General features: G+C 63.8%; 28 protein-coding genes. 13 read left to right on the top strand and 15 right to left on the bottom strand.

Annotated elements, in window-relative coordinates:
- Nucleotides 1-219: 219 nt before the first annotated feature.
- The 4 genes from rpoN to lptC all read right to left on the bottom strand — a co-directional run bounded on the left by rpoN (nt 220) and on the right by lptC (nt 4,060).
- On the bottom strand, nt 220-1,746 hold the full coding sequence (gene rpoN / locus NKJ57_RS00695) for an RNA polymerase factor sigma-54 (RefSeq protein ID WP_352510277.1): 1,527 nt from the start codon (nt 1,744-1,746) through the stop codon (nt 220-222).
- 214 nt (nt 1,747-1,960) lie between these two features.
- Nucleotides 1,961-2,779: an LPS export ABC transporter ATP-binding protein gene (gene lptB / locus NKJ57_RS00690; RefSeq protein ID WP_023700100.1), complete on the bottom strand. Its 819-nt coding sequence runs from the start codon at nt 2,777-2,779 to the stop codon at nt 1,961-1,963.
- A complete protein-coding gene (locus NKJ57_RS00685; protein WP_023683069.1) occupies nt 2,776-3,360 on the bottom strand; it encodes an LptA/OstA family protein in 585 nt (194 codons plus the stop codon). Before NKJ57_RS00685 ends, lptB begins: the two co-directional genes overlap by 4 nt.
- On the bottom strand, nt 3,347-4,060 hold the full coding sequence (gene lptC / locus NKJ57_RS00680) for an LPS export ABC transporter periplasmic protein LptC (RefSeq protein ID WP_023669748.1): 714 nt from the start codon (nt 4,058-4,060) through the stop codon (nt 3,347-3,349). The genes NKJ57_RS00685 and lptC overlap by 14 nt, the downstream gene beginning before the upstream one ends.
- Nucleotides 4,061-4,355: 295 nt before the next feature.
- Here lptC and sppA point away from each other — a divergent pair, with 295 nt between their 5' ends.
- From sppA to lhpI, 4 genes are all read left to right on the top strand, one after another.
- Nucleotides 4,356-5,312 (top strand): signal peptide peptidase SppA, encoded by a 957-nt coding sequence (sppA, locus tag NKJ57_RS00675; protein ID WP_023700101.1) that lies wholly within the window; start codon nt 4,356-4,358, stop codon nt 5,310-5,312.
- Nucleotides 5,313-5,392: 80 nt separating this feature from the next.
- The gene (locus NKJ57_RS00670; protein ID WP_006200394.1) at nt 5,393-5,677 is read left to right on the top strand and encodes an integration host factor subunit beta; all 285 of its coding nucleotides are present in this window, start codon (nt 5,393-5,395) and stop codon (nt 5,675-5,677) included.
- A 52-nt stretch (nt 5,678-5,729) separates the two neighbouring features.
- Nucleotides 5,730-6,074, top strand: a complete 345-nt coding sequence (locus NKJ57_RS00665; RefSeq protein WP_023698203.1) for a lipopolysaccharide assembly protein LapA domain-containing protein — start codon at nt 5,730-5,732, stop codon at nt 6,072-6,074.
- A 31-nt stretch (nt 6,075-6,105) separates the two neighbouring features.
- Entirely contained in the window at nt 6,106-7,071 is a 966-nt protein-coding gene (lhpI, locus tag NKJ57_RS00660) for a bifunctional Delta(1)-pyrroline-2-carboxylate/Delta(1)-piperideine-2-carboxylate reductase (protein ID WP_023669751.1), read from the top strand.
- Nucleotides 7,072-7,259: 188 nt separating this feature from the next.
- Here the strand turns inward: lhpI and NKJ57_RS00655 are convergent, their stop codons facing one another.
- From NKJ57_RS00655 to NKJ57_RS00640, 4 genes are all read right to left on the bottom strand, one after another.
- The gene (locus tag NKJ57_RS00655) at nt 7,260-7,835 is read right to left on the bottom strand and encodes an MFS transporter (RefSeq protein ID WP_023824626.1); all 576 of its coding nucleotides are present in this window, start codon (nt 7,833-7,835) and stop codon (nt 7,260-7,262) included.
- Nucleotides 7,836-7,931: 96 nt separating this feature from the next.
- Nucleotides 7,932-8,363 carry an EVE domain-containing protein gene (locus NKJ57_RS00650; RefSeq protein WP_023698201.1) on the bottom strand — a complete coding sequence of 144 codons (432 nt, stop codon included), beginning with the start codon at nt 8,361-8,363 and terminating at the stop codon, nt 7,932-7,934.
- Nucleotides 8,360-8,770 carry a VOC family protein gene (locus NKJ57_RS00645; RefSeq protein ID WP_023683064.1) on the bottom strand — a complete coding sequence of 137 codons (411 nt, stop codon included), beginning with the start codon at nt 8,768-8,770 and terminating at the stop codon, nt 8,360-8,362. The genes NKJ57_RS00650 and NKJ57_RS00645 overlap by 4 nt, the downstream gene beginning before the upstream one ends.
- Before the next feature lie 90 nt (nt 8,771-8,860).
- Nucleotides 8,861-9,559 carry a helix-turn-helix transcriptional regulator gene (locus tag NKJ57_RS00640; protein ID WP_023686574.1) on the bottom strand — a complete coding sequence of 233 codons (699 nt, stop codon included), beginning with the start codon at nt 9,557-9,559 and terminating at the stop codon, nt 8,861-8,863.
- A gap of 127 nt (nt 9,560-9,686) precedes the next feature.
- Here NKJ57_RS00640 and NKJ57_RS00635 point away from each other — a divergent pair, with 127 nt between their 5' ends.
- The 6 genes from NKJ57_RS00635 to olsB all read left to right on the top strand — a co-directional run bounded on the left by NKJ57_RS00635 (nt 9,687) and on the right by olsB (nt 16,783).
- Nucleotides 9,687-10,769, top strand: a complete 1,083-nt coding sequence (locus NKJ57_RS00635; RefSeq protein WP_023814709.1) for an RsmD family RNA methyltransferase — start codon at nt 9,687-9,689, stop codon at nt 10,767-10,769.
- A gap of 34 nt (nt 10,770-10,803) precedes the next feature.
- The gene (locus NKJ57_RS00630; protein WP_352510275.1) at nt 10,804-11,661 is read left to right on the top strand and encodes a TrmH family RNA methyltransferase; all 858 of its coding nucleotides are present in this window, start codon (nt 10,804-10,806) and stop codon (nt 11,659-11,661) included.
- Nucleotides 11,658-12,146, top strand: coding sequence for a signal peptidase II (gene lspA / locus NKJ57_RS00625; protein WP_023669760.1), 489 nt, complete (start codon nt 11,658-11,660; stop codon nt 12,144-12,146). The genes NKJ57_RS00630 and lspA overlap by 4 nt, the downstream gene beginning before the upstream one ends.
- 105 nt (nt 12,147-12,251) lie before the next feature.
- Nucleotides 12,252-13,241, top strand: a complete 990-nt coding sequence (gene acuI / locus NKJ57_RS00620) for an acrylyl-CoA reductase (NADPH) (protein ID WP_023669761.1) — start codon at nt 12,252-12,254, stop codon at nt 13,239-13,241.
- Between the two features lie 101 nt (nt 13,242-13,342).
- Nucleotides 13,343-15,631: a response regulator gene (locus NKJ57_RS00615; RefSeq protein WP_352510274.1), complete on the top strand. Its 2,289-nt coding sequence runs from the start codon at nt 13,343-13,345 to the stop codon at nt 15,629-15,631.
- A gap of 276 nt (nt 15,632-15,907) precedes the next feature.
- Complete coding sequence (gene olsB / locus NKJ57_RS00610) at nt 15,908-16,783, top strand: l-ornithine N(alpha)-acyltransferase (RefSeq protein ID WP_023683057.1); 876 nt, start codon at nt 15,908-15,910, stop codon at nt 16,781-16,783.
- Between the two features lie 135 nt (nt 16,784-16,918).
- On the opposite strand, the gene NKJ57_RS00605 is transcribed toward olsB, so the two are convergent.
- Together NKJ57_RS00605 and grpE are read right to left on the bottom strand one after the other, a co-directional pair.
- A complete protein-coding gene (locus NKJ57_RS00605; protein ID WP_023683056.1) occupies nt 16,919-17,551 on the bottom strand; it encodes a trimeric intracellular cation channel family protein in 633 nt (210 codons plus the stop codon).
- Nucleotides 17,552-17,677: 126 nt separating this feature from the next.
- Nucleotides 17,678-18,307, bottom strand: coding sequence for a nucleotide exchange factor GrpE (gene grpE / locus NKJ57_RS00600; protein WP_023691975.1), 630 nt, complete (start codon nt 18,305-18,307; stop codon nt 17,678-17,680).
- A gap of 259 nt (nt 18,308-18,566) precedes the next feature.
- On the opposite strand from grpE, the gene NKJ57_RS00595 reads away from it, so the two are divergent.
- Together NKJ57_RS00595 and NKJ57_RS00590 are read left to right on the top strand one after the other, a co-directional pair.
- Nucleotides 18,567-18,767 carry a hypothetical protein gene (locus NKJ57_RS00595; RefSeq protein WP_023669766.1) on the top strand — a complete coding sequence of 67 codons (201 nt, stop codon included), beginning with the start codon at nt 18,567-18,569 and terminating at the stop codon, nt 18,765-18,767.
- Between the two features lie 84 nt (nt 18,768-18,851).
- Nucleotides 18,852-19,874 carry a fatty acid desaturase gene (locus NKJ57_RS00590; RefSeq protein ID WP_023669767.1) on the top strand — a complete coding sequence of 341 codons (1,023 nt, stop codon included), beginning with the start codon at nt 18,852-18,854 and terminating at the stop codon, nt 19,872-19,874.
- A gap of 319 nt (nt 19,875-20,193) precedes the next feature.
- On the opposite strand, the gene NKJ57_RS00585 is transcribed toward NKJ57_RS00590, so the two are convergent.
- From NKJ57_RS00585 to cysG, 5 genes are all read right to left on the bottom strand, one after another.
- Nucleotides 20,194-20,727, bottom strand: coding sequence for a DUF934 domain-containing protein (locus NKJ57_RS00585; protein WP_023669768.1), 534 nt, complete (start codon nt 20,725-20,727; stop codon nt 20,194-20,196).
- Between the two features lie 117 nt (nt 20,728-20,844).
- Nucleotides 20,845-21,609 (bottom strand): phosphoadenylyl-sulfate reductase, encoded by a 765-nt coding sequence (locus tag NKJ57_RS00580; protein WP_023669769.1) that lies wholly within the window; start codon nt 21,607-21,609, stop codon nt 20,845-20,847.
- A complete protein-coding gene (locus NKJ57_RS00575) occupies nt 21,584-23,254 on the bottom strand; it encodes a nitrite/sulfite reductase (protein WP_023683051.1) in 1,671 nt (556 codons plus the stop codon). Before NKJ57_RS00575 ends, NKJ57_RS00580 begins: the two co-directional genes overlap by 26 nt.
- 35 nt (nt 23,255-23,289) lie before the next feature.
- Nucleotides 23,290-23,583, bottom strand: a complete 294-nt coding sequence (locus tag NKJ57_RS00570) for a DUF2849 domain-containing protein (protein WP_023669771.1) — start codon at nt 23,581-23,583, stop codon at nt 23,290-23,292.
- The gene (gene cysG, locus NKJ57_RS00565; protein WP_023704213.1) at nt 23,580-25,031 is read right to left on the bottom strand and encodes a siroheme synthase CysG; all 1,452 of its coding nucleotides are present in this window, start codon (nt 25,029-25,031) and stop codon (nt 23,580-23,582) included. Before cysG ends, NKJ57_RS00570 begins: the two co-directional genes overlap by 4 nt.
- On the opposite strand from cysG, the gene NKJ57_RS00560 reads away from it, so the two are divergent.
- Complete coding sequence (locus NKJ57_RS00560) at nt 25,030-25,284, top strand: hypothetical protein (protein ID WP_352510272.1); 255 nt, start codon at nt 25,030-25,032, stop codon at nt 25,282-25,284. The genes cysG and NKJ57_RS00560 overlap by 2 nt on opposite strands.
- Nucleotides 25,285-25,440: the final 156 nt, after the last annotated feature.

Here is a 25,440-nt window from a genome sequence, read left to right as displayed (position 1 = left end):
GGCCGCGAGCCCGTCTCATGCGGGCGGGCTTCTAGACACTTCATTGCAGCTTGTCAATTAATGCATGTCGCCCAGAAGTGCGCTGCGGTTCTGGGACAACGACATGCATCAAAACAAAGACTTAAAGCGCGTCGTATGAATCCGTTTCAGCGCGATGCGCTTTAAGGTCGGAAAGTTGTGGAATCCAGCCATAGCAAAAGCCTTGCCGGGCAAGCAGACCTAGCGCCCCGCGCTCGCCAAAGCGCGCTTTTCACGCCGCCGCTGCACCGACGAGGGAATATTCATACCCTCCCGGTACTTGGCCACCGTGCGCCGGGCAATATCGACGCCGCTTTCCTTCAACATATCGACGATTGCGTCATCGGACAGCACATCGGCGGGCTTTTCCTCGTCGATCAGCTGCTTGATGTGGTCGCGCACCGCTTCCGAGGAATGCGCATCACCGCCGCCCGACGCCGCGATCGAAGCCGTGAAGAAATAACGCAGCTCAAACACGCCACGCGGCGTCAGCATGTATTTGTTGGCCGTCACCCGGCTGACGGTCGATTCATGCATGCCGATGGCATCGGCCACCGTGCGCAGGTTGAGCGGCCTGAGCTGGCGCACGCCATGGACGAGAAAAGCGTCCTGCTGGCGCACGATTTCCGACGCCACTTTCAGGATCGTCTTTGCCCGCTGGTCGAGACTGCGCGTCAGCCAGTTGGCATTCTGCAGGCACTCGGCCAGGAAATCCTTCTCCGCCTGATTCTTCGCATGCGGCGAGACCTGGGCGAAATAGATGTGATCGACAAGCACGCGCGGCAGCGTCTCGGCATTGAGCTCGACCGTCCAGCTGCCGTCATTGGCGGCGCGGACTTCGACATCGGCGACGATGGCGTCGCTGGCGCCGCCCGAAAACGCCATGCCCGGGCGCGGGTCGAGCGCGCGGATTTCGGCCAGCATGTCGAGGAGATCCTCCTCGTCGACCCCGCAAAGCCGCTTCAGCGTCTGGAAATCGCGCCGCGCCAACAGTTCTAGGTTGCCGATCAGCGTCTTCATCGCCGGATCGAGACGATCGCGCATGGCAAGCTGCAGCGACAGGCATTCGGCAAGGTCGCGCGCAAACAGGCCGACCGGCTCGAATGTGTGGCAGGCTGCCAGCACATTGGCCACCATCGCCTGATCGGCGCCGAGCCGTTTGGCGATCTCGGCGGGATCGGCGCGCAGATAGCCGGCCTCGTCCAGGCCGTCGGCCAGTTCGGCTGCAATCAGCCTTGCGGCCGGATCGGCAAAGGCAAGCGCGATCTGCTCGCCGACATGCTGGCGCAGCGTGATCGCCGCGGCGGCCATGTCGCCGACGTCGAAGCCTTCGGAAGAACCGGACGAACTATTGCCGGTGGCCGACTTCCACTGCGCCGTCAGGTCCGGACCGAGCCGCTCGCTGGTGCCGGGATCGTCGGGGAACAGATTTTCCAGCGAGCTGTCGAGCTTGTCGGAGATCGCTTCGGCGCTCCACGCCGTCTCGTTTTCGAACCAGTCGCCATCGGCGGCAGGCTCAGGAGCGGCATCGCCCTTCTGCACCTGGTCGCTTGCGGCGTCATCCTGGGGCTCGGCGCGCTCCAGCAGCGGATTGCGCTCGATCTCGTCGTCGATGAAGTGGTCGAGCTCGACATGGGTGAGCTGCAACAGCCTGATCGACTGCATCAGCTGCGGCGTCATCACCAGCGACTGGGATTGTCGTAGCTGTAGTTTCGCCGCCAACGCCATGGTTCGGTTTCAAACGCCCTTCTGCACCCGGAAGCCTACACATCAGAAGCTGCCGGAAAATGAATTTTTCCGACCTTCCATAGAAACTGGCCCGGCTTTTGCTTGTCAAGGCGAACGATGGCAAAAGGCCCCTACCGAAGCATTATCTCACGCAAAATCGGAGAAAAAAGCCCGGCGGGGCGGCAAAAATCACGTCAGGAAACAAATTTCACGCTCAGAGCGTGAAACCTTCGCCGAGGTAGAGCCGGCGCACATCGGGGTTCGCCACCACCTCGTCGGCACGGCCATGAGTCAGCACCTGGCCGGCATGGATGATGTAGGCGCGGTCGATGAGGCCGAGCGTTTCGCGCACATTGTGGTCGGTAATCAGCACGCCGATGCCGCGCGCCGTTAGATGACGAACCAGCTGCTGGATGTCGGCGACGGCAATCGGGTCGATGCCGGCGAACGGCTCGTCGAGCAGCATGTAGGCCGGGCGCGTCGCCAAAGCTCGGGCGATCTCAAGACGCCGCCGCTCGCCACCCGACAGCGACATGGACGGCGACTTCCGCAGATGGCTGATGTGAAATTCCTCGAGCAGTTCGTCGAGATTGCGCTCGCGCACCTTGCGGTCCTTCTCAACCACTTCGAGCACGGCGCGGATGTTCTGCTCGACATTCAGGCCGCGGAAGATCGAGGCTTCCTGCGGCAAATAGCCGATGCCGAGGCGGGCGCGGCGGTACATCGGCATCGAGGTGACGTCGAAACCGTCGATCTCGATCGTGCCCTCATCGACCGGCACCAAGCCGGTGACCATGTAGAAACAGGTGGTCTTGCCGGCGCCGTTCGGCCCGAGCAGCCCGACAGCCTCGCCGGCGCGCACGCCGATGGTGACACCGCTGACCACCTTGCGGCCCTTGTAGCTCTTGGTCAGACCCTTGGCGATCAGGGTGCCCTTGAACTTCGCGGAATCGACGGTGACTGTGGCCGGTGCTGCAAGTTTACTGGCCGCCCGTCCCGGAAGGCGGGTCAGCAGCGAAGACACGCCAGTCATTCGGGCTTCGGGGCCTCGGATTTCGGTGGCGGCGTCATCGACATGATGACGCGCCCGCCGCAGCCATCGACCTGAGCAAGGCCGCTTTTCATCTGCACGGTGAGCTTGCAGCCCTTGAGGACGTTGGGTCCTTGGGACAAGACGACCTCCTTGCCCGACAGAACAAGCACCTGCGTCTTCATGTCGAACGTGGCGTTGTCGCCGGTGGCGATCTGGTCATTCGACTTGATGTAGACTTTGTTCTTGACCACCAGATGGTCGATATTGGCCGAACCGGTCATCGCCGAAGCGCCGGCGGCAGCACCTTTGGCGGCGTTGGGGTCCTTGACGTAGTAGACCTCCATGCTGCCGGCCTTGAGCAGCGTTGGCCCTTGCGTGACGGTGACGTTGCCGCTGAACAGCGCCATGCTGTCGGCTTGGCGGACCTCAAGTTTGTCGCTCTCGATCTGGATCGGCTGGTCGCCCGACAGTTTGAGCCCGGACTGGCTGCTGGCGCTGGACTGAGCCCAGGACGGCGCCATACCCAGCAACAGCAAGGCCGAAGCTGCGGCGACAAGCCGTGCCGAATTACTGGGACGCATTCGTTTCTCCGCTCTTTGCCTCTGCCGCCTTCATAGTGGCCGGATCGATGTGAACGCTTACCTTGTTCTCGAAAACGATGACCTTGCCATTGTCTTCGACCGACATTGAACCCGCGGTGATCCGCGAGCCGTTACGGCTGACATCGACCGCATCACCTGTCTTCATAGAGCCTTTGCCCATATCGAGGAAGACCGATTTGAAGATGGCAGCGACGCCGTCGGTGGTGGTGACGGTAACGTCGCTGGTCATGTCCATCGTGTTGGCGTTTCTGTTGTAGATCCCGCGCTTGGCGTCGACGGTCGCCACATTGTCGGCCGTCAGCGGCAATTTGGCATGGATGCCTTCGAGTTCGATGATGTCCTGCTTGCCGACATCCTGGATGGCGCGCAAGGCCGTCAGCGAATAGGGCAGCTTGTCCTTGGTGAAGCCGTTGAGCTTCGGATTGGCCATCACCAGCTTGCCATCCGCGAAAGCGGTGCCGTCTGCCTGTATCGAAATGTTGATCGGCGCCGCCAGATAGGAATAGACCGGAAACGCAACCGCGATCCCGGCGGCAAGCACCGGCACGGCAAACTTAAGCACGCGCACGCGGCGCGAGTGGCGCTGGGCGCGGTCGAAGGCGTCGCCGCGCGTGCCCGCTGGCGCCGTGGGCGCCAAGGCCGCATCGGCATTGGTCGGTTCGTTCGATCGCGCAAGCATGACTGACTTCTAATAAACCCTTGTCCGCCAAAACACCTGCTATAGGTGGGTTGCCGGCCCCCGCAAGCAAGCACAAGCGGAGGAAAACCGCAAAAATGTGACGGCCGCTGTTTTACAGACGGAACTCAGGCGACACAATTTCGTCACTTCATAGCAGAAACGAACGCGCCGCGTCATTTTTTCGTGAAATGCCTCCGTCGCGAAGGTCGCTTCGTCGCAGGCTCTTGAGGAAGAGGTAGCCGGGCGCGGACGCTTGCTTTAAAAGCATCGCTTCCCACCGACTGTGAGGCAGACCATGGCACTGAGAGCCGACGACCTGATCGACCGCCGCCGCTTGCGGCGCAAGCTGACCTTCTGGCGCGGCGCCGCCATTGCCATCGTGGCCCTTGGGGTGATTGCGCTTGCAAGCTGGTTCTATGGGGGCGACCTCGGCGGTTCTTCCGTCGACCACATCGCCAAGGTCAGGATCGAAGGCACCATCGCCGAGGACGAGGAACTGATCAAGCGGCTGGAAACCATCCGCACATCCCCGCAGGTCAAGGGCGTCATCCTGGCGATCGATTCGCCCGGCGGCACCACGGTCGGCGGCGAATCGATCTACGAGGAGGTGCGCAAGCTTGCCGCCGACAAGCCGGTGGTGGCCGAGGTCGGCACGCTGGCCGCATCGGCCGGCTACATGATCGCCAGTGCCAGCGACCATATCGTTGCCCGCAAGACGTCGATCGTCGGCTCGATCGGTGTGCTCATCCAGTATCCCGATGTCAGCGGTCTGATGGACAAGGTCGGCATCAAGCTCGAGGAAGTGAAATCCTCGCCGCTGAAGGCATCGCCCTCGCCCTTCAAGCCGACCAATGAAGACGAGCGAGCCATGGTCCGCAAGCTCATCCTCGACAGCTATGACTGGTTCGTCGGCATCGTCGCCGAGCGCCGCAAAATGACCCGCGATCAGGCACTGGCCCTTGCCGACGGCTCGATCTTCACCGGCCGCCAAGGCCTTGCCAACGGTCTGATCGACGCTGTCGGCGGCGAGAGCGTGGCGATCGACTGGCTGGCGACCAAGGGTGTCGACGCCAAGCTCAAGGTGGTGGAATGGAAGGACACCGAGCGGCGTGGCGGCTTCCTGTTCTCGAAAGCAATAGCGCGCAGCGTCGGCAGCGCGCTCGGCCTGTCGGAGGCCGGCAGCGACGTGCTTCACGAAATTGGCGCGGATCGCTTGTTTCTTGACGGTCTCGTTTCCGTCTGGCACCCTTGATCTGCCGGTTGGGGCGAGTAAAAAAGCAAATAAAATCATCCTGATAATTTGACCGCAGCGCTTTCACGGGGACCTTTCTGATGATCAAATCCGAGCTTGTGCAGATCATTGCCACGCGCAACCCGCATCTTTTCCTGCGCGACGTCGAAAACATCGTGGGAGCGATCTTCGACGAGATCACCGATGCCCTGGCGGAAGGCAATCGGGTCGAGTTGCGTGGCTTCGGCGCTTTTTCGGTGAAGAATCGCCCTGCCCGCACCGGCCGCAACCCGCGCACCGGCGAATCCGTCGAGGTCGAGGAGAAGTGGGTGCCGTTCTTCAAGACCGGAAAGGAATTGCGTGAAAGGCTGAATGGCGGCAAGTAGGCGCGGACCACGCGCCGACCTTATCAAGGCCTGCCTTCTCCAGGGAATCTCTATGTTGAACCGCTTCATACTTATCGTGGTCTTCGTGCCGCTCGCCGTCATCCTGATTGCGCTGGCCGTCGCCAACCGCGAGCTGGTCGCCTTCACGCTCGACCCGTTCAACCCCGGCAATCCGAAACTGACGCTGACCTTGCCGCTGTTCATCTTCCTGTTCGTGGCGCTCGCCATCGGCATGGTCGTCGGCAGCCTGGCGACCTGGGTCAAGCAGGGCCGCTACCGCAAGCTGGCGCGCCAGCGCGGGGTCGAGGCCGAGAATTTGCGCCAGGCGGTCAGCCGGGTACCCGCCGCACCGCAAGGCTCGGGCCAGGGTCCGGCGCTGCCGAAGCCAACGGCCTGAAGCCGAAGCTTTTGTCTTCGCGGAGTTTTGCATGCTGACCATTTCGGCCGACGCTGTCGACCAGGCGCTGACCTTTCCCGGGCTGGTCGAGACATTGCGCGCGGCCTTCCGCGAGGGTGCTGTGCAACCCGTCCGCCATCATCACGGAGTCGAACGGCCCGACGGTGCCACTTCCACGCTGCTGTTGATGCCGGCGTGGACCGACTTCCATGCGGCCGGCACGTCGGTCGGCGGTCATATCGGCGTCAAGATCGTCACCGTATCGCCCGACAACAACGCCATCGGCAAACCGGCGGTGATGGGGCTCTATCTCCTGCTCAACGGCGCCACCGGTGAGCCCGAAGCGCTGATCGACGGCCAACGGCTGACACAGTGGCGCACCGCTTGCGCCTCGGCGCTGGCCGTCTCCTATCTCGCCCGCGAGGACGCATCGCGGCTTCTGGTGGTCGGCGCCGGCGCGCTGTCGCCGTTCCTCGCCAAGGCGCACTCCGCGGTGCGGCCGATCAAGACCATCCGCATCTGGAACCGCACGCCCGCCAATGCCGAAAAGGTCGCGGCTGATTTGCGCGCGGACGGTTTCAACGCCGAGGCCGCAAGCGATCTCGACGCCGAACTCGCCGAGGCCGACATCGTCTCATCGGCGACGATCACGACGACGCCGCTGGTCAAGGGTGCGCTGCTCAAGCGGGGCGCGCATGTCGATCTGGTCGGCGGCTTCACGCCGACCATGCGCGAGAGCGACGACGACGCGATCGCGCGCGCCCGCGTCTATGTCGACACCCGCGCCGGCGCCACCAAGGAAGCCGGCGACATCGTCCAGCCGCTCGCCTCCGGCGTGCTGAAGCCGGAAGCCATCGTCGCCGATCTGCATGAGCTGGCGCGCGGGGAAAAACAGGGCCGGCAGAGCCCCACTGAGGTCACGCTGTTCAAGTCGGTCGGCGCCGCCCTCGAAGACCTTGCCACCGGCATTGCCGTCTACAACGCGCTCAAGCAGTAGCGTCTGCCTGCACCGGCGCCGGCGCCGTTCCTGAGACCAAACTTCCTGACCGCCTCCGCGCTGCCCGCGCCTTGGTCCCATCCAAACATTAGGCGTAGAAGACCAAGCGACTGAGAAGCGTGGGGAAGCGGAACGGCGGCTTTCGGGCCAAATCGCCGCTTCGCGTACGTCAGTGGTGACCGACAAATCTACGGGCGTTTGAAAGAAACTAGAATTGTGAAAGCGAGGAGACCCAAGCCAACGCTTATTGGTACGGCTCTTGGCGAAATCCAGTCCATGAGTGACCCGGTTCCAGTCGATCCCATAACGCTGCCTATGGAGTAGGCCAAAGAAAAGCTGGCAGTTCCGGCTACTAACATCCCGCCCTCGAAGCGCTCGCCCAAGATTGTGAGGGCACAAGTGCTCAAGGCGAATGTTGCAACGCCGATTATAGCGAACACCACCAGGATAGCGGCCTCGGATTGCAAAAACGGGATTGCCAGGAACGCGACCGCTCCTAAAAGGCCGCAGCAGATCGTCACACCGGCACGCGATGTCTTGTCCAGCAACCATCCGACCAGAGGCTGGGCAAACGCGGTGGGAAGTGACAGCACGGTAATGGCGTATGCTGCGAAAGCTTCGGAGTGGCCGACGCGAACGAAGTAGACCGCCATGCCTGAAATCGCAGCAATATCGGCAAAGCCGAAGGCCAATTCGATCAGAACCAGAATGGGTGCGGCGCTGATAAATCGGAGCAGCGCGCCTGCCGGCGCGCGTTCAGGCAACGTCGGCTAAAGTTCCCGGCGATCCGCCGCTTTGGGGCAACGGCAGAGCATCTCGAATGTCTCGGAAGCTGCCGCTACCATGGTAGGAATGGCCGGTCAGTCGGCCTTCATGGCAGCGCCCATCGCCTCGGCGATCAGCGCGAAATCATGCGCCGTAATTTCGAACAGCCCAAAGCGCAGTTGATAACCCCAGTTCGATTTGCCCGCGGTGAAGTCGAGCTGCTCGAGCAGCGGCTTGATCGGCGCCTCCTCGGCCTTGGCCCATTCGACATCCCTGCGGAACGGCGTGAAGCCACCGCCCATGTCGCCCTGGTAAGGCTCGCCTTCGCGCACGGTGCCGATTGCCGTGAAGGCCTGCAGGCCGTCCTTCTCGCGCAGAATTGTGGTCGGCGAGTAGTAGATGATGCCGTCGCCGGGCTTGATGCGGCGCAAAGGTGCCGCCTTGCCGTGGTTGACCTGCATGAAGCCGGCCTCGCGGCCGCGCCGGACATGTTCGGCGGAAGCGACCGCGATCCAGTGCGCACTCATTTCTGTTCTCCATTGGCCTGTTCCCCATTGGCCTGTTCTCCGTCGTTCAGCCAGTAGACGCGCAGCCGGTGCTTGTCGGGATCGAGCGCAACGAAGGTGCGGCCGAAGTCCATGTCGGTCGGCGTCTGCAGAACGGTCAAGCCGCGTCCTGCCCAGTCCGTGTAGGCGGCGTCCACCGCATCAGGCCGGTCCAACGCGAAGACGAGCTCCGCACCGCCGCCCGCGGCCGCGGCCGACGGCTCCACCGTGTGGCGCGACCACAGGCCGAGCTTGAAGCCATTGTCGAGCACGAACAGCACGAAGGTCGGCGACGTCTCCACCGGCTGGCGTCCCAGCAGCGCACCGTAGAAGGCGCCGCTCCGCTCCGGGCTGTCGACATAAAGGATGACGAAATTGGGGGTGTTCATGTCTGCTCTCCAGGTTTCGATTGGAGGAGCATAGGTGACCCCACTGTCAGATTCTGGCAGCAGCGTCTTGTGGGCGCGTGGAAAGGAGCATTAAGCGCCAGGCTGGCGCTCCGGTGCGTCCAGCGTCGCGCGCCATTCCTTCAGCAGCGCCTGCCGACGACGCGGATAGCGGATATCCGTGGTGTTGAGCCCCGACATCCGGTCGGCGCGAAAATGTCTGAAATCCTGCCGCGTCTCGCACCAGGCCACCACCACCCGCACCTTGTCGAAAAAGCCGAGCGCGAATGGCCAGATCAAGCGCTCGGAGGCGGCGCCGCCGGCATCGCGGTAAAGAAAGCCGAGTTTTCTCTCGTTGCGGATCGCCTGGCGCACCAGGCCAAGGTCGATGCTTTCGACAGCATCGCCGTGCGGCCCGACCAAAAGCGCGGTCGCATCGAGGTCCTCGCGCAGATCATCCGGCAGCACAGCGGCGATCTTGGCCAGCGCGTCGGTGGCGGCGGCCGACAGCCGCTTGTCCGGTTGTCTGGCAACCCAACGCGATCCCAGAACGATGGCCTCGATCTCCTCGTCGGTGAACATCAGTGGCGGCAGCATGAAGCCGGGTTTCAGCACATAGCCCAGCCCAGCCTCGCCCTCGATCGGCGCGCCTTGCCCCTGCAGCGTGGCAATGTCGCGGTAGAGCGTTCGGATCGAAACGTCCATCTCGCCGGCAAGCGTGCGACCGCTCACCGGCCGGCGATGCCGGCGCAGGATCTGGATCAGGTCGAGCAGGCGTTCGGAACGGGACATGATTCGAGATTTGCCTGTTTCCTCAGCGAGGTCCACCACCTCAGACATTCGCACGCTCGACCATTTTGTTTGCGCAGCCGGTGACCCTATGCCAAAAGCGGCCTGCCGCCTCCGGAGACGCTCCTGCTTGAAGTCTTTTCGCGACAAACGCCGCGACAACCGTCCGCCCGCAAAAGGCAGGACCGAACATGCGCGGCCACAGCCGGAGACCGTACCAATCCGACCCGAAGCCAGACAGCAACGCCACGAAACAAAACCGAACGACCGGTCTGATCCGAAGCCCGCCCCCCGTATCCTGGCGCGTCGCGAAGGCATCCTGCCCACTGAGCGCCTGCCGGTGATCCTCGAAGTGGCGCCCAATCAGGATTATGCACTGCTCGACAGCGGTGCCGGCGAGAAGCTCGAACAATACGGCCCCTACCGCATCGTGCGGCCCGAGGGACAGGCGATCTGGCAAAAGGCCTTACCGGCCAGGGACTGGGACCGCGCCGACGCCATCTTCACCGGCGACACCGACGAGGAAGGCATCGGCCGCTGGCGGTTCCCGAAGGTACCGCTGGGCGAGACCTGGCCGATGAAGCATGACGGCATCGACTATCTCGGCCGCTTCACCTCGTTTCGCCATGTCGGCGTCTTCCCCGAGCAGGCTTCGCACTGGGACCATATGGCCAGCCTGATCGCGGCGGCCAAGCGCCCGATCAAGGTGCTGAACCTGTTCGGCTATACCGGGCTCGCGTCTCTGGTGGCCGCCCGCGCCGGCGCCGAGGTCACCCATGTCGATGCCTCCAAGAAGGCGGTCGGCTGGGCGCGCGAAAACCAGGAAATGGCCGGTCTCGGCAGCAAGCCGATCCGCTGGATCGTCGACGATGCAGTGAAATTCGCCGAGCGCGAAGAGCGCCGCGGCAGCCGCTACGACATCATCCTGTTCGACCCGCCTGCCTATGGCCGCGGACCCAAGGGCGAGGTCTGGCAGTTGTTCGAGGACCTGCCCGGCCTGACCGACCTTTGCCGCGCGATCCTGACGCCGAAACCGGTCGCCATAGTGCTGACCGCCTATTCCATCCGCGCCTCCTTCTTCGCCATCCATGCCTTGATGCGCGACACCTTTGCCGGCATGGGCGGCACCGTTGAATCAGGCGAACTGATCATCCGCGAGCAATCTGCCGGCCGGGCGCTGTCGACATCGCTGTTTTCGCGCTGGGTGGCCTGAATGCCCGGGAGACCTGAATGCCCGGGAGTCCCGAATGAATGAGCGGCACGCAGGTGCGCCCGGGCAGGTCAAGGAAGTCACCAGCCTTGCCAATCCGCTGATCAAGGACATCAAGGCGCTCGCCCAGAAGAAATTCCGCGACCAGCACAACGCCTTCATGGCCGAAGGGCTGAAGCTGGTCATCGACGCCCTCGACCTCGGCTGGTCGATCAGGACGCTGGTTTTCGCCAAGGCCGGACGCGGCAATGCGGCGGTCGAAAAGGTGGCGGCGCGCACGGTTGCCGCCGGCGGCACCGTGCTCGAAGTGTCCGAAAAAGTGCTGGTCGCCATCACCCGCCGTGACAATCCGCAAATGGTGGTCGGCGTCTTCCGGCAAAAACTGCTGCCGCTAAGAGACATCCGCGCTCACGACGGCGACGTCTGGGTGGCGCTCGACCGGGTGCGCGATCCCGGCAATCTCGGCACCGTCATCCGCACCGTCGATGCCGTCGGCGCCAAGGGCGTCATCCTGGTCGGCGAGACTACCGATCCTTTTTCTGTCGAGACCGTGCGCGCCACCATGGGCTCGATCTTCGCCGTGCCGGTGACCAAGGCGACGCCGGAAGCATTTCTGGCTTGGCGAAACAGCTTCTCGGGCCTGGTGGTCGGCACCCATCTGAAGGGTGCGGTCGACTACCGCTCGGTCGATTTCTCCCGAGGACCGGTGCTCTTGATGATGGGCAATGAGCAGCAGGGCCTGCCCGACAATCTGGCGGAAAGCTGCGACCGGCTGCTGCGGATTCCGCAGGCCGGCCGCGCCGATTCACTCAATTTGGCGGTCGCCACCGGAATCATGCTGTTCGAGATCCGGCGCGGCGCGCTGAAACTTGCCCCCGAGGACGCCACATCGTGAAATCATGGTCTCCCTATGCGCTGCTGGTGGTGGTGGCAATCGCGCTCGACCAGTGGATAAAGCATCTGATCGAGACCGGCCTCGTCTTCCAGGAAAAGCTCGACCTGGTGCCATTCCTGGCGCTGTTTCGCACCTACAATACCGGCATCGCCTTCTCGATGTTCTCGTCCTTCGGCGACACCGGCCTGGTCGTCATCGCGGTCGTGGTCGTTGCCTTCGTGCTTTATCTGGCGACGCGCACGCCCTCCGGCCATGTGCTGGCCCGCATCGGCTTTGCCCTGATCATCGGCGGCGCGATCGGCAATCTGATCGACCGCGCCGTCTACGGCCACGTCATCGACTATATATTGTTCCACACGCCGGTATGGTCCTTCGCCGTCTTCAACCTTGCCGATGCCTTCATTTCGGTCGGCGCGGCGCTGGTCGTCTTCGACGAGTTCATCGGCTGGCGGCGCGAGGCCAAGCCGCAAGGCCCAGAAGCCTGACGGCCCGACTCTTTTGACCAATTGACCTCGCCGGACGGTCGCCGCACAGTTCGGCCAGAGCCAGCCAATGCCGACCGCCAGCCTTTGCGAAGCCGAGGAGAAGAGATGCCTGAAACCTTCAAAGCCATCCTCGTTTCGCGCGACGCCGAAAAGAAGCAATCGGTCGAGATCGTCGATTTCAGCGAAGCCGATCTGATGGAAGGCGACGTAACTGTCGCGGTCGAGGCGACGACGGTCAACTACAAGGACGGGCTGGCCATCACTGGGAAAGCGCCAGTGATCCGCCGCTGGCCGCTGGTGCCGGGCATTGATTTCGCCGGAACCGTCCTCTCCTCATCGCATGCCGACTGGCGCAAGGGCGACAAGGTCATCCTCAATGGCTGGGGCGTCGGCGAGACGCATTTCGGCGCCTATGCCGGGCGCGCCCGCGTCAACGGCGACTGGCTGGTGCCGTTGCCCGACGGCATCAGCGCGCACGATGCGATGGCGGTCGGCACCGCCGGCTATACGGCCATGCTCAGCGTCATGGCGCTGGAGCGGCACGGCATCCTGCCGGATCGCGGCCCGGTGGTGGTGACGGGTGCAGCCGGCGGCGTTGGGTCGGTCGCGGTCTCGATCCTGTCCAGCCTTGGCTATCACGTCATCGCCTCGACCGGCCGCAACGCCGAAAGCTCCTATCTGATCGACCTCGGTGCCGCCGAAGTGATTTCGCGCGAGGAACTCTCCCAGCCGGCCAAGCCGCTGGCCAAGGAGCGCTGGGCCGGCGGCATCGATGCCGTCGGCAGCCACACGCTGGCCAATGTGCTGTCGATGACCGCCTATGGCGGCGCGGTCGCCGCCTGCGGCCTGGCGGGTGGCATGGATCTGCCGTCGAGCGTCGCCCCGTTCATCCTGCGCGGCGTCTCGCTGCTCGGCATCGATTCGGTGATGGCGCCCAAGGCCGTGCGCCTCGAAGCCTGGCGCCGCATCGGCAGCGATCTCGATCTGCAAAAGCTCGCCGGCCTGTCGACGACCATCGGCTTCGACGACATCATCGCCGCCGCCCACGACATCGTCGAGGGCAAGATCAGGGGGCGCATGGTCGTGGATATGTGAGGCCCCGAAGCCGCCAGAACGGGCGGCAAAAATGCATGACCGCTAAAATTCGAACGATCCGCCGCGCTTTTCCATAATCTCTATCTGGCAAGGATTTCCGCATGATCGCGGAGTCCGCCAGGAAAGAGAAGAGCCGCGCCGAAAGCATCGACGGGCCGAACCCGGCGACGCCCAAGCGGCAGCATGTTGCTGCGCCGCCGCTGGCGCCGGATTTTCCGCGCGCCACGCACGAGGGCCTGCTGTTCCTGACGGTCGTCGCCAGCGTCGTGCTGGCGGGCCTGTCTCACCTCACCGGCGCGCCGATCTTCATCACGTTCGGTCTGCTGGCGACCGGCCTTGCCGGCGTCGCCATGCACCTGCGCAACCGCCGCACCGTCCACCGCGCGACGGCCTTGCTCGACGAAACCGCCGCGCGCAGCCGCGCCGAGATCGAGACGCTGGCCGACCGCATGTGGGAGATGCAGGAGAGCGAGGAGCGTTTTCGCGGGCTGATCGATGCGCTCGGCGATCTCGTCGTCCACCGCGACCGCGACGGCCACATCGTCTATGCGAACATGGTTTTCGCCGGCCTCGTCGGAACCGATCAGCGCGACCTTGCCGGCAGGACTCTGGCCGACCTCGGCATCGATGTCGGTATCGTTCCCGACGCCGCCTTTTCCGATCATGAATGCCTGAGTTCCACCGACGTCTCCATACGTACCCCGAACGGTCCGCGCTGGTTCTCATGGATCGAACTGTCGGTGCGCGACAAGGATAGCGGCGCCGTCTCGCACCGGGCGATTGCCCGTGACATCACCGCCCGCAAGCGCGCCGAATCCTCGTTGATCACCGCGCGTGAGCGCGCCGAATATGCCAGCCAGGCCAAGTCGCGCTTCCTCGCCACCGTCAGCCATGAGATCCGCACGCCGATGAACGGCATCATGGGCATGGCCAAGCTTCTGGCTGACACCAATCTGTCGCCCGAGCAGCGCACCTATGTCGGCGCTGTCTCGACCTCGGCCAGCGCCCTTTTGGCGCTCATCGAGGATTTGCTCGACTATTCCAAGATAGAGGCCGGCCGTTTCGACCCGGAGCCGCAGCCGACATCGCTGCGCGAAATCGCCGACAACATCATCGAACTGATGGCGGCGAAAGCCTTCGCCAAGAACATCGGCCTCGGCTGTCATGTCGAGCCCGACGTGCCACAGATGATCATGGCCGATCCCGGCAGGGTCAGGCAGGTGCTGCTCAACCTGATCGGCAATGCGATCAAGTTCACCGACACCGGCGGCGTGCTGGTTTCGGTTGCACGGGCCCGCACCGAGACCAGCGACCGCATCTGCTTCACCGTCGCCGACACCGGCCCTGGCCTGCGCGAAGAGGATATGGAGCGCATCTTCGAGGAGTTCGAACAGTCCGACGGCACCTCGACCCGCACCCATGGCGGCGCCGGCCTCGGTCTGGCCATATCGAGGCGCCTGGTCGCCGCCATGGGCGGTGCCATTTCGGTGTCGAGCCGGCTTGGCGAGGGATCGGAATTCGTCTTCGATATCCCGGCCGCAGGAGCAACCGAGGCACCGCAGAACCGGCAGAACATCCTGGCCGGCCGGCGCGCCGTGATCGTGTCGAAGAACGCCGTCGAGGCCGACGCCATCGCCCGCACCATCCGCGCCCATGGCGGCGCCGTCGACGTCGCCGCAACCGCTTCCCAGGCGACGCCCTTCGCCGAACATTGCGATGTGCTGTTGATCGACGCGGCCCTGGAGGACGGCGACGGCAGACTGCTCAAGCGCCTGCGCCAGAGTGGCTTTACCGATTGCGAGGCGATCACGCTGATCGCGCCGACGGACCGCGGCATGCTCGGCGAATTCCGCACCAGCGGCTACGCCACCTTCTTGGCGAGGCCGGTGCGCGGCGAAACCCTGCTGCGCGTGCTGCTGACCAGTCATGCCCCTGCCTTGCCGCCGCCCAAGCCGGAAAAGACCGGCGCGTCCTCGCTTCGTGCCCATGGCGGGCGCCAGCAAGGTTTGTCGGTGCTGATCGCCGAAGACAACGACATCAACGCCATGCTTGCCCGCGCCACGCTTTTGAAGGCGGGACATCGCGTGAAAGTGGTCGGCAATGGCAAGGCCGCGGTCGAGGCGGTGACCGAAGCCGGGCTGAAAAATCGCTTCGATGTGGTGCTGATGGATTTGCACATGCCGGTCATGGACGGGCTGGACGCGATCGCCGCCATCCGCCGCCACGAGGAGGAAATGGCTGTGCCGCCGGTTCCGATCATGGTGCTTTCGGCCGACAGCCAGGAAAAGACCCGCCACACCGTGCTCGCCCATGGCGCCAGCGGCTTTGTCACCAAGCCGCTCGATCCCGACGCGCTGGTCCATGCCGTCGAGGGCCAGGTGGCCGCCTGAATTCATGTCGCTCGAAAATGGCCCCGGTTTTGAGAAGACGACATGCACAAAACAAAGACTTGAAGCGCGTCGCGTGAATCGTCCCAGCGCGACGCGCTTCAAGGTGACGCTGGCGCAATCCTCGCGTCACGTAGGTAGCCGAATGAGGGTTTTCGCCAGCCGACGAAGTATTGCCCGTCGCGCCGTATCACGGTACTGTCACAATCCTGTTGCACCTACACCGTATCCCCGTGCCAAGAGGGATGGCTCGAAGGAGAATCACTCGTGCATACAGTTATGCCGGAATGTGACACTCGGCCCAGCGCAGGCGGCGCTTTGCTCGCCGCGCGGAACGCCGATGCCGTCGCAACAGGCGCACCGCTGGGCCGTATCGGCAATCTCGAAGTGCGGCTTGCCCGCAATGAGGCCGAGATCGCCGCCGCGCAGGAAGTGCGCTACCGGGTGTTTTATGACGAGCTTGGCGCCAGGAAGGACCTGTTCCAGGCGCAGGACCGGCGCGACGCCGACCGCTTCGACCCGCTGTGCGACCATCTCCTGGTGCTTGACACCTCGATCTCCGGCCCCGAGCATCGCCGCATCGTCGGCACTTACCGCCTGCTGCGGCAAGAGATTGCGGCGACCGCCGGCGGCTTCTATTCCGAAGGCGAGTTCGAACTGACCAAGCTGATCGCCCGCCATCCCGGCCAGCGCTTCCTTGAGCTCGGCCGCTCCTGCGTGCTGCCGGAATACCGCTCGAAGCGCACCATTGAGGCGCTGTGGCAAGGCATCTGGGCCTACATCAACCACTATGAGATCGGCGTGATGACCGGTTGTGCCTCGTTCCCTGGCACGGTGCCGGCTGCGCATGCCGAGGCGCTCACCTACCTTGCCCATCACTGCCGGACCAACTCCGCCTGGGATGTGCGGGCGGTCTCCGGCCGCTATTGCTCGATGGATCTGATGCCGATCGAGGCGGTCAACGCCAAGGCGGCGATCGCGGCCATGCCGCCGCTGGTCAAGGGCTATCTGCGCGTCGGCGCCCGCATCGGCGACGGCTGCGTCATCGACCGTGAGTTCTCCACCGTCGATGTGTTCGTGGTGATGCCGGTCAAGGAAATCGGCGCCCGCTACGTCAACTATTATGGCGGGGAAGCGCAGCGCTTTGCGGCGTGAGGCAGTAGGCAGTAGGCAGTAGTGAAGGCTGCCGCGAATTGCTGACTACCGACTATTCCCTATTCCCTATTCCCTATTCCCTATTCCCTATTCCCTATTCCCTATTCCCTATTCCCTATTCCCTAATCCCTCTCCCTACGGAATATCCTCCGGTCGCCGTCCCGGGCGGCTCTTGTAGGACGGAAAGGTCCAGCCGAATTTCAGCGCGCCGCCGCGCACCAGGAAAGCCGCGACGAAGCCGGCGATATCCGAGGCGAGCGGCGGCAGGCCGGCAAGATCGCCAAGTGTGTAGAGGCCGGCGCCCGCGAGTGCGGCGGTGACGTAGATTTCGGGCCTGAGCAGCACCGATGGCTCGCCGGCCAGCAGATCGCGCAGGATGCCGCCAAATGTGGCGGTCAACACGCCCATAACAACGGAGACGACCGGCGAGCCGGTGATGGCCAGCCCCTTGGCCGCGCCCATTACGGAAAAGGCCGCCAATCCGATGGCGTCGAGCCAGAGCAGCCATTTCCAGCGGGATTCGACGCGGTGGGCGATGAAGAAGACCAGCACCGCAACCGCCGCGCAAACCAGCACATAGCCGGAGTTGGCGACCCAAAAGACGGGCAGGTTGAGGATGACGTCGCGAAGCGTGCCGCCGCCAATGCCGGTGACGCTGGCCAGAAACAGGAAGCCGATAATGTCGAGCTGCTTGCGCGAAGCCGCCAACGCCCCGGTCGCGGCAAAGACGGCGACGCCGGCATAGTCGAGGAGGTCGATGGGTGTCAGGGACATGAGGTAGTAGGGATTGGGAATTAGGGAAAGTATGAATAACACGAAGCCGCGCGATTGATACGCCTGCCCCTATTCCCTATTCCCTATTCCCTATTCCCTATTCCCTACTGCCTACCCTACTCACGCATCCTTCTCGGCCTGCTCGTTCACCGGCCCCGGCTCGACCGGCGCTTCGGTGGCCGCGATCTTGGGGCCGCCCTTGGCGACCCCGACCATGGCCGGCCGCAGCACGCGCTCGCCGATCGAATAGCCCGGCTGCACGACCTGGACGACGGTGTTGGCCGGCACATCGGGATTGGGCACTTCGAACATCGCCTGGTGGAAATTCGGGTCGAACTTCTCACCTTCCGGTTCGAGCTTCTTCACCCCATGCCGTTCCAGCGTCGACAGCATGGCGCGCTCGGTGATCTCGACGCCGTCGATCAGCGCCTTGAAGCCGGCATCTCCGGCCGCTTTCGCCTCGGCGGGGATAGCATCGAGCGCGCGGCGCAGATTGTCCGACACCGACAGCATGTCGCGGGCGAAATTGGCCACCGCATAGGCGCGCGCATCATGCACGTCGCGGGCGGTGCGGCGGCGCAGATTCTCCATCTCGGCTGCGACGCGCAGCGCGCGGTCCTTCAGCTCCTCGTTTTCCTTCAGCAGCCGCACCAGCGCTTCATAGTCGCCGTCGATGCCGCCTTGCGTGCGCTCGGCCTCGGCCGTTTCGATATCCTCGGGCGCGCGTTCGTCTTTTGTCTGGTCGCTCATCGCCATTTCCCGTCATTCGAATGGTTTGGATTTGCGCCCGATATCGAGGTTTGGCGGCCAAAAATCAAGGGGCAAGCCCAGGAGGACGCCCCACAGCAGGCAATGTTGCGGGCTGCCCGTCGGACTTGGTGCGGGGCGCAAGGACGTTCAAAATTAATTCAAACTTTACCGTAACGGCAGCCTTTGCTTGCCAACACCCCGCTATGGGGAACCATTCAAAGCTTGGAGGAGTTTTGAAACCGACACAGGATTTGAGACAATGGACCGCAATACTGGCAACAGAAGCGAAGAGCTCGCCGCCGACATCAGGCGCCAGTTCGGCACCGAGGCGACGACGCGCTTCTTGCGCACCTTGCCGGCCTTCCGCACCGAGGCCGACATTCCCGCCCGTTTCCGGGATCTGCTCGACCGGCTGGACGGCATAGAAGCCAGCATGGCCGGCGGCCAACGCCGTCAATAGCGATGCTATCGCGCGACAATTACGCGCAGTAATTTTGCGTGAGCTTTTCCTTGCGGCAGCGGGACGCCCCGCCTATGCTTCCTGATGAACATGATTTCCCCCGAGACGGCCGCCAACAGCAAGCGCGCCTGGTTGAAGATCCTGGCGCGCTACAAGAAGCCCGACCGGCGACGCAGCACTCTTGAACTCGCCATCACCCTTATTCCTTTCGTTACGCTGTGGGCGCTGTCTTCGGCAGCCTATTCCTATGGCCACTGGTGGGGCTTGATCCTGATCCTTCCCGCCGCCGGTTTTCTGGTGCGGATCTTCATGATCCAGCACGATTGCGGCCACGGCTCCTTCTTCGCCAACCGCACTGCCGACGACTGGATCGGCCGCGCGCTCGGCGTGCTGACGCTGACCCCTTACGATTGCTGGCGGCGCGCGCACGCCACCCATCACGCCAGCGCCGGCAATCTTGACGAGCGCGGCATGGGCGATATCAGGACGTTGACGGTTGCTGAATACCGGCAGCTGTCTTGGCGGGGACGCCTTGCCTATCGTCTCTACCGCCATCCCCTGGTGATGTTCGGCCTTGGCCCGATCTGGCTGTTCATCTTCGAGCAGAGGCTGCCGGTCGGCATGATGCGCGGCGGCCTGACGCCCTGGGTGTCGTCGATGACCACCAATCTCGGCATCGCGGTCGCGGCAGCGCTGCTTATCTGGCTGGTCGGCCCCGGCGCTTTCCTGATCGTCCATTTGCCGATCGTGATCCTGGCCGGATCGGCCGGAATCTGGCTGTTCTACGTCCAGCACCAGTTCGAGGAGACGGAATGGGCGAAGGACGAAGAGTGGGAATTCCAGCGTGCCGCCCTGCACGGCTCGTCCTATTATGATTTGCCGCCGGTGCTGAACTGGTTCACCGGCAATATCGGCGTCCATCACGTGCACCATCTCTCGGCCAAGGTGCCGGGCTACCGGCTGCAGGAAGTGCTGCGCGACTATCCCGAACTGCGCGGCATCGGCCGCGTCACGCTCCTCGACAGCCTGCGCTGCGTCAAGCTTGCGTTGTGGGACGAGAACCGCCGCAAGCTGGTCTCGTTTCGCGAAGCGCGGGCCTTGGCCTAAAAGCAATTCCAGCAAAGTGTGAGGCGGTTTTCCGGGCTTTCGCTTGGGAATTCCGTAAGACAAAGAAAAAAACCGCCGCACCGAAGGCGCGGCGGCATCTCCCAAAAACCGGCTCAGGCAGCCTTGCGCTCCTCGCGCATCCAGACCTTGCAGCCCTGATCATGTCAGGCGCCTTTTCGGCGATCATGATGGACGGTGCATTGGTGTTGCCGCCGATGAGCGCCGATTCCTCCCTCGCGCCCGGCGGATATTTCCGTCCGGACAGCCAGGAGAAGGCCCGATCACAGTCTTTGTAAAGACAGGCGGAATTACCGTCGCGTCAGCTGTTGCGAACGCGCCGCCAGGAGTATTTCGGCCCCTTCGGCTCCGACGCTTCGGTCGGCTGATAGTAAAGGCCCAGCCCGCCTGTGCGGCCTTCTTCGAGGCGCTTCAGCAGAACCGGGTTGGAGATCTCGAACTCGTCGAAGCCGAGGCGCAGCATATGCGGCAGCTGGTCGACGAGCACCTGGCCCGTGGCGCGGACCGCGCCCTCGAAATCGTAGCGGCTGCGCAGCAATTCGCCCTTGGAAAACGAGCGGCCGTCGCTGAAGGCCGGAAAGGCCAGCGCCACCAGCGACAGCTGGTCGAGCAGATCCACGATCTTTTCCAGCTGGTCGCCCGGCAGCAATGCGACGCCCAGCCGCTCCTTGGCCGAGCGCCGCACCTCGGCATCAAGGCCGAGAAATGCCTGCAACGGCAGGATGAAGCGGCCATTGCCCGCCAGTGCATCCGCACTTTCGGCATGTGTCCACTCGTCTTCGCGAAACCCCGTCCGGGTCCAGAGGCGGGTCTCCGCTGTGGTCTGTTCAGTCATAGAAAATTCCTAAAGCCCTAAAAATCGAAAGTCCGCGAAAGCCGGTCCACACGAAACCGGCGGCCTCCGAGCGGAAGCCGCCGTTGCAGGCCAGCCTCACCTGAATATCACCATAGCTTAAAGGGATGCGTCGGTCAGCGATACTTCCAGTCCCGACAGATGGATGCCGCACTCGGTCTTGGCATGACCGGCCCAGCGTCCGCTTCGCGCATCCTCGCCCGGCTGCACCGGCTGCGTGCATGGGAAGCAGCCGATCGACAGATAGCCGTACGCAACCAGCGGATTTTCGCGCAGCGCATGCGCGCGCATGTAGTCAGCCTGGTCGGATGTCGTCCAGTGCGCCAGCGGATTGACGCGTACGCGCGGGCCGACCGCCTCGAACACCGGCAGCGCGGCTCGCGTCGCCGCCTGGAAGCGCTTCCGGCCGGTCAGCCAGGCGCGGAAGGGGGCGACGCCGCGCGCCAGCGGCTCGACCTTGCGCACGTCGCAGCAGGCATCGGTATTGCTCTGGTGCAGATTGCCGGTCGGATCGACCCGCTCGAGCGCCGCGTCTTCGGGCTTGATCACCCTGATGTTGGTCAGCCCGAAATCGGCGACCAGCGCATCGCGATAGCCCAGCGTCTCTCCGAAATGCTTGCCGGTGTCCAGGAAGATGACCGGCAGCGTGCGGTCGACCTTGGCGATCATATGCAGCAGGACGGCGGAATCCGCGCCGAAGGACGACACGGCGGCGATCTCGTCATGAAACAATTCGCTCGCCGCGCGTTCGATGATGTCGAGCGGGCTCAGATGTCCATACAGCGCGTCGAAGCCCGCCGCTTTGGCGGCGATGCTGTCGTCGACGTCGACGATGCGGTCAAGCGGCCTTGGTTTCGCCAGCATAGAGCGCCTCCTTGAACGGCGCGGGACCGACACGGCGGTAGGCGTCGATAAAACGTTCACTGGGACCGAGCCGAAGGCCGAGATAGGTGTCGACGATCTGCTCGATGGCGTCCGTGATCTCTTCCGATGAGAAGCCGCGGCCGATGATTTCGCCAACCGAGGTGTTCTCGTCGGCCGATCCGCCAAGCGTCACCTGGTAGAGTTCGGAGCCTTTCTTCTCGACGCCGAGGATACCGATATGGCCGACATGGTGATGTCCGCAGGCATTGATGCAGCCGGAAATCTTCAGCTTCAATTCGCCGATCTCGCGCTGCCGCTCCAGCGAGGCGAAGCGAAGCGAAATCTCCTGCGCGATCGGGATCGAGCGCGCTGTCGCCAGCGCGCAATAATCGAGGCCAGGGCACGCGATGATGTCGCTGATCAGGTTGGAATTGGCCGTCGCGAGGCCAATGTCGACCAAAGCGTCGTAGACCGCTTTCAAATCGGCGCGCGCCACATGCGGCAGGATCAGGTTCTGCTCATGGCTGACGCGCAGTTCGTCGAACGCGTATTTCTCGGCGATGTCGGCGACCGCTTCCATCTGGCTGTCGGTGGCATCGCCCGGCACTTCGCCGATGCCTTTCAGCGAAATCGTCACCGCGGCATAGTCGGGATGGCGATGCGTCACGACATTCTGGTCGAGCCAATCCGAGAAGCTTTTGGAATCGAGCCGCGCCAGCTTGATCGCCGCGTCGCCTTCCGGCCGGGCGGTCAGTGCCGGCGGCGCGAAATAGGCGTCGATGGCACGGATGTCGGCTTCCGGCAGCTTCAGCTCGGCGTCCTTCAGCTCCTGCCATTCGGCCTCGACCTGGCGGGTGATTTCCTCGACGCCGGTCTCGTGGACGAGGATCTTGATGCGCGCCTTGTACTTGTTGTCGCGGCGGCCATAGAGGTTGTACACGCGCAGGATCGCCGTGCAGTAGGACAGCAGGTCGGCTTCCGGCAGGAAGTCGCGGATCTTGCGCGCCACCATCGGCGTGCGGCCCTGGCCGCCACCGACATAGACGGCAAAGCCGAGCTCGCCGGCGGCGTTCTTCTTCAGATGCAGACCGATATCATGCGTCTGGATGGCGGCGCGGTCGCGCTCGGCCCCGGTCACCGCGATCTTGAACTTGCGCGGCAGGAACGAGAATTCCGGATGCACAGACGACCATTGCCGCAGGATCTCGGCATAGGGGCGCGGATCAGCGACCTCGTCGGCGGCGGCGCCGGCAAAGTGATCGGCGGTGACGTTGCGGATGCAATTGCCGCTGGTCTGGATGGCATGCATCTCGACGCTGGCGAGATCGGCCAGGATCGCCGGAATGTCGGACAGCGCCGGCCAGTTGAACTGGATGTTCTGGCGCGTGGTGAAGTGGCCGTAGCCCTTGTCGTATTTGCGCGCGATGTGGCCGAGCATGCGCAGTTGCGCGCTGTTCAGCGTGCCATAGGGCACCGCGATGCGCAGCATGTAGGCGTGCAGCTGCAGGTAGACGCCGTTCATCAGCCGCAGCGGCCGGAACTGATCCTCGGTGATCTCGCCGGACAGCCGGCGTTCGACCTGGTCGCTGAACTCGGCGACGCGGGCCTGGACAAAATCGTGGTCGAACTCATCGTAGCGGTACATGTTTCGTCTTTCAGGGCGCGTCCGCCCGTATTTTGTTACGCTGCCCGCGCAGCCTGCTTGCCCAGATCTTCCCGGATGGTCGGGCCGGCGGCGCGGATCTTTTCGCGCAAGCGTACCGGCACGACGACGCCATTGATGACTTCAACGTCGATCAGATTGACGTCGACAACCTGATTGTTGGCGTTGGCCTTGGCGCCGATTGCTTCCAGCCTGTCCTCTGCCGCTTGGTCATGGGCAAGGTCGGCATGGTCGACCGTCTCGGCCCAGCCGCCATCGGCGTACCAGACGGCGATGCCGTCGGAGAGGCGGTTTGCGGTCAGTATCTTCATGGCTCGACCTCTGCGTCGGCCGCGTTGGCGGCGCCCTCATAGTTATGGGCCGCGAGCGGCTCGGAACGTTCAAAGTTGGCGCCGGCAACCGCGTCGCCGATGATGGTCATCACCGGACCGGCCAGATCGGCGCGCTCTTCCAGCGACGGCAAATCGGCCAGTGTGCCGTGGAAACGGCGGCGGTTCTGCAAGCTGGCATTCTCGACCACGGCAACCGCCGTGTCCGGCGACAGGCCGGCCTCGATCAGTCGTCCGGCGACTTCGGCGGCGACCGAGCGGCCCATATAGACGGCGACGGTGGCGCCGGAAATGGCGAGCTTGGCCCAATCCGGCAGCGAATTGCCCTTCAGATCATGGCCGGTGGTGAACACCATCGACGAGGAGACGCCGCGCAGCGTCAGCGGCAGCTCGAAGTCGGCGGCGGCGGCAAAGGCCGCGGTGACGCCGGGGACGACATCATAGGCGATGCCGGCATCGCGCAGTGCGGCCATCTCCTCGCCGGCGCGGCCGAACACGAGCGGGTCGCCCGACTTCAGCCGCACGACGCGCTTGCCCTGCCTGCCGAGATCGACCAGCAGCGCATTGATCTCGGCCTGGCTCTTGGTGTGGCATCCCTTGCGTTTTCCGACCGGCAGCCGCTCGGCGTCGCGGCGGCCCATGGCGACGATCGCCTCCGGCACCAGCGCGTCATAGACGATGACGTCGGCTTCCATCAAAAGCCGATGCGCGCGCAGCGTCAGAAGATCCTCAGCACCTGGCCCGGCGCCAACCAACGCGATATGGCCCGAAGCCGGAGCCTTCGACAGCAACAGATCGGCGGCGGCGTCATGCGCCTGCGAAAGCTCGCCGGCTTCGACGGCGCGCGCCGGTGCACCCTGGAAAAAACTGCTCCAGAACTGGCGGCGGGCGTTGCCTTTCGGCAGCAGCTTTTCGGCGGCACCCCGGAACGAGGCGGCAAGCGCTGCCAGCGGCCCGAGCGACGGCGACAGCATGCGGTCGATGCGGCTGCGCAGCATCTGCGCCAGCACCGGACCCGCGCCTTCCGTGCCGATGGCGATGGCGACCGGGGCGCGGTTGACCAGCGCCGGGGTGAAGAAATCGCATAGCTCCGGCCGGTCGACGGCATTGACCGGAATGCCAAGGCGGCGCGCATCGTGGGCGACGCGGCGGTCGAGCGTCTCGTCGCCGCTGGCGGCAAACACCAGGACCGCGCCTTCGAGATGCGCGGCGTCGTAGGGGGCGTCGATACGGATGGCGCCGGTCGTGGCGATGAAGCTCAGCAATTCGGCGTCGGCAACATCGGCAATGATGCGAAGCACAGCACTCGACTGATCAAGTAGCCGCGCCTTGGCCAACGCTTCGCCTCCGCCGCCGACGATGGCCACGGCTTCGCCTTCGACCCGCATGAAGACCGGGAACGCGGTGAGCTTGGGATTGGTGTGCGGCATGACGAACAGATTCCAGAACAATTCGGCAGTTTTAGGCGCGGACGCGAAAAAGCTGAAGGAACCCACTCGCGCATCCCCTGACGGGAGGCAATCGGTTTTCCGCAAGCCAAAGGGCCAAGAGAAAAATATTCCACATCCGCATATCAGGCGGATTCAAGCTGCTGCCGCAGGCTTTGTTCTGCGGCTCTTTTATCTGGGAGCCCGCCAAGCTGCAAAATTATTTTTTCTAAATTCTACCAATCTAGTAGATTAAAGCGTCACCTCGGACATTGCTCCGATAGATGATAGATCGGGCTTGATATGGCTGCGTGCGATCTCGGCGAACGAAGTGGAACGTTCCCGCTTCGCCACGCGTTCTGCCCCTGCCGCAACAGACAATCGTCGGCTGGATTTGAACCTTCAAACAGGA

Source organism: Mesorhizobium sp. M0077, from assembly GCF_040322955.1.
Taxonomy (GTDB): Bacteria; Pseudomonadota; Alphaproteobacteria; order Rhizobiales; family Rhizobiaceae; genus Mesorhizobium.
This window is presented reverse-complemented; position numbering and strand designations above follow the sequence as displayed.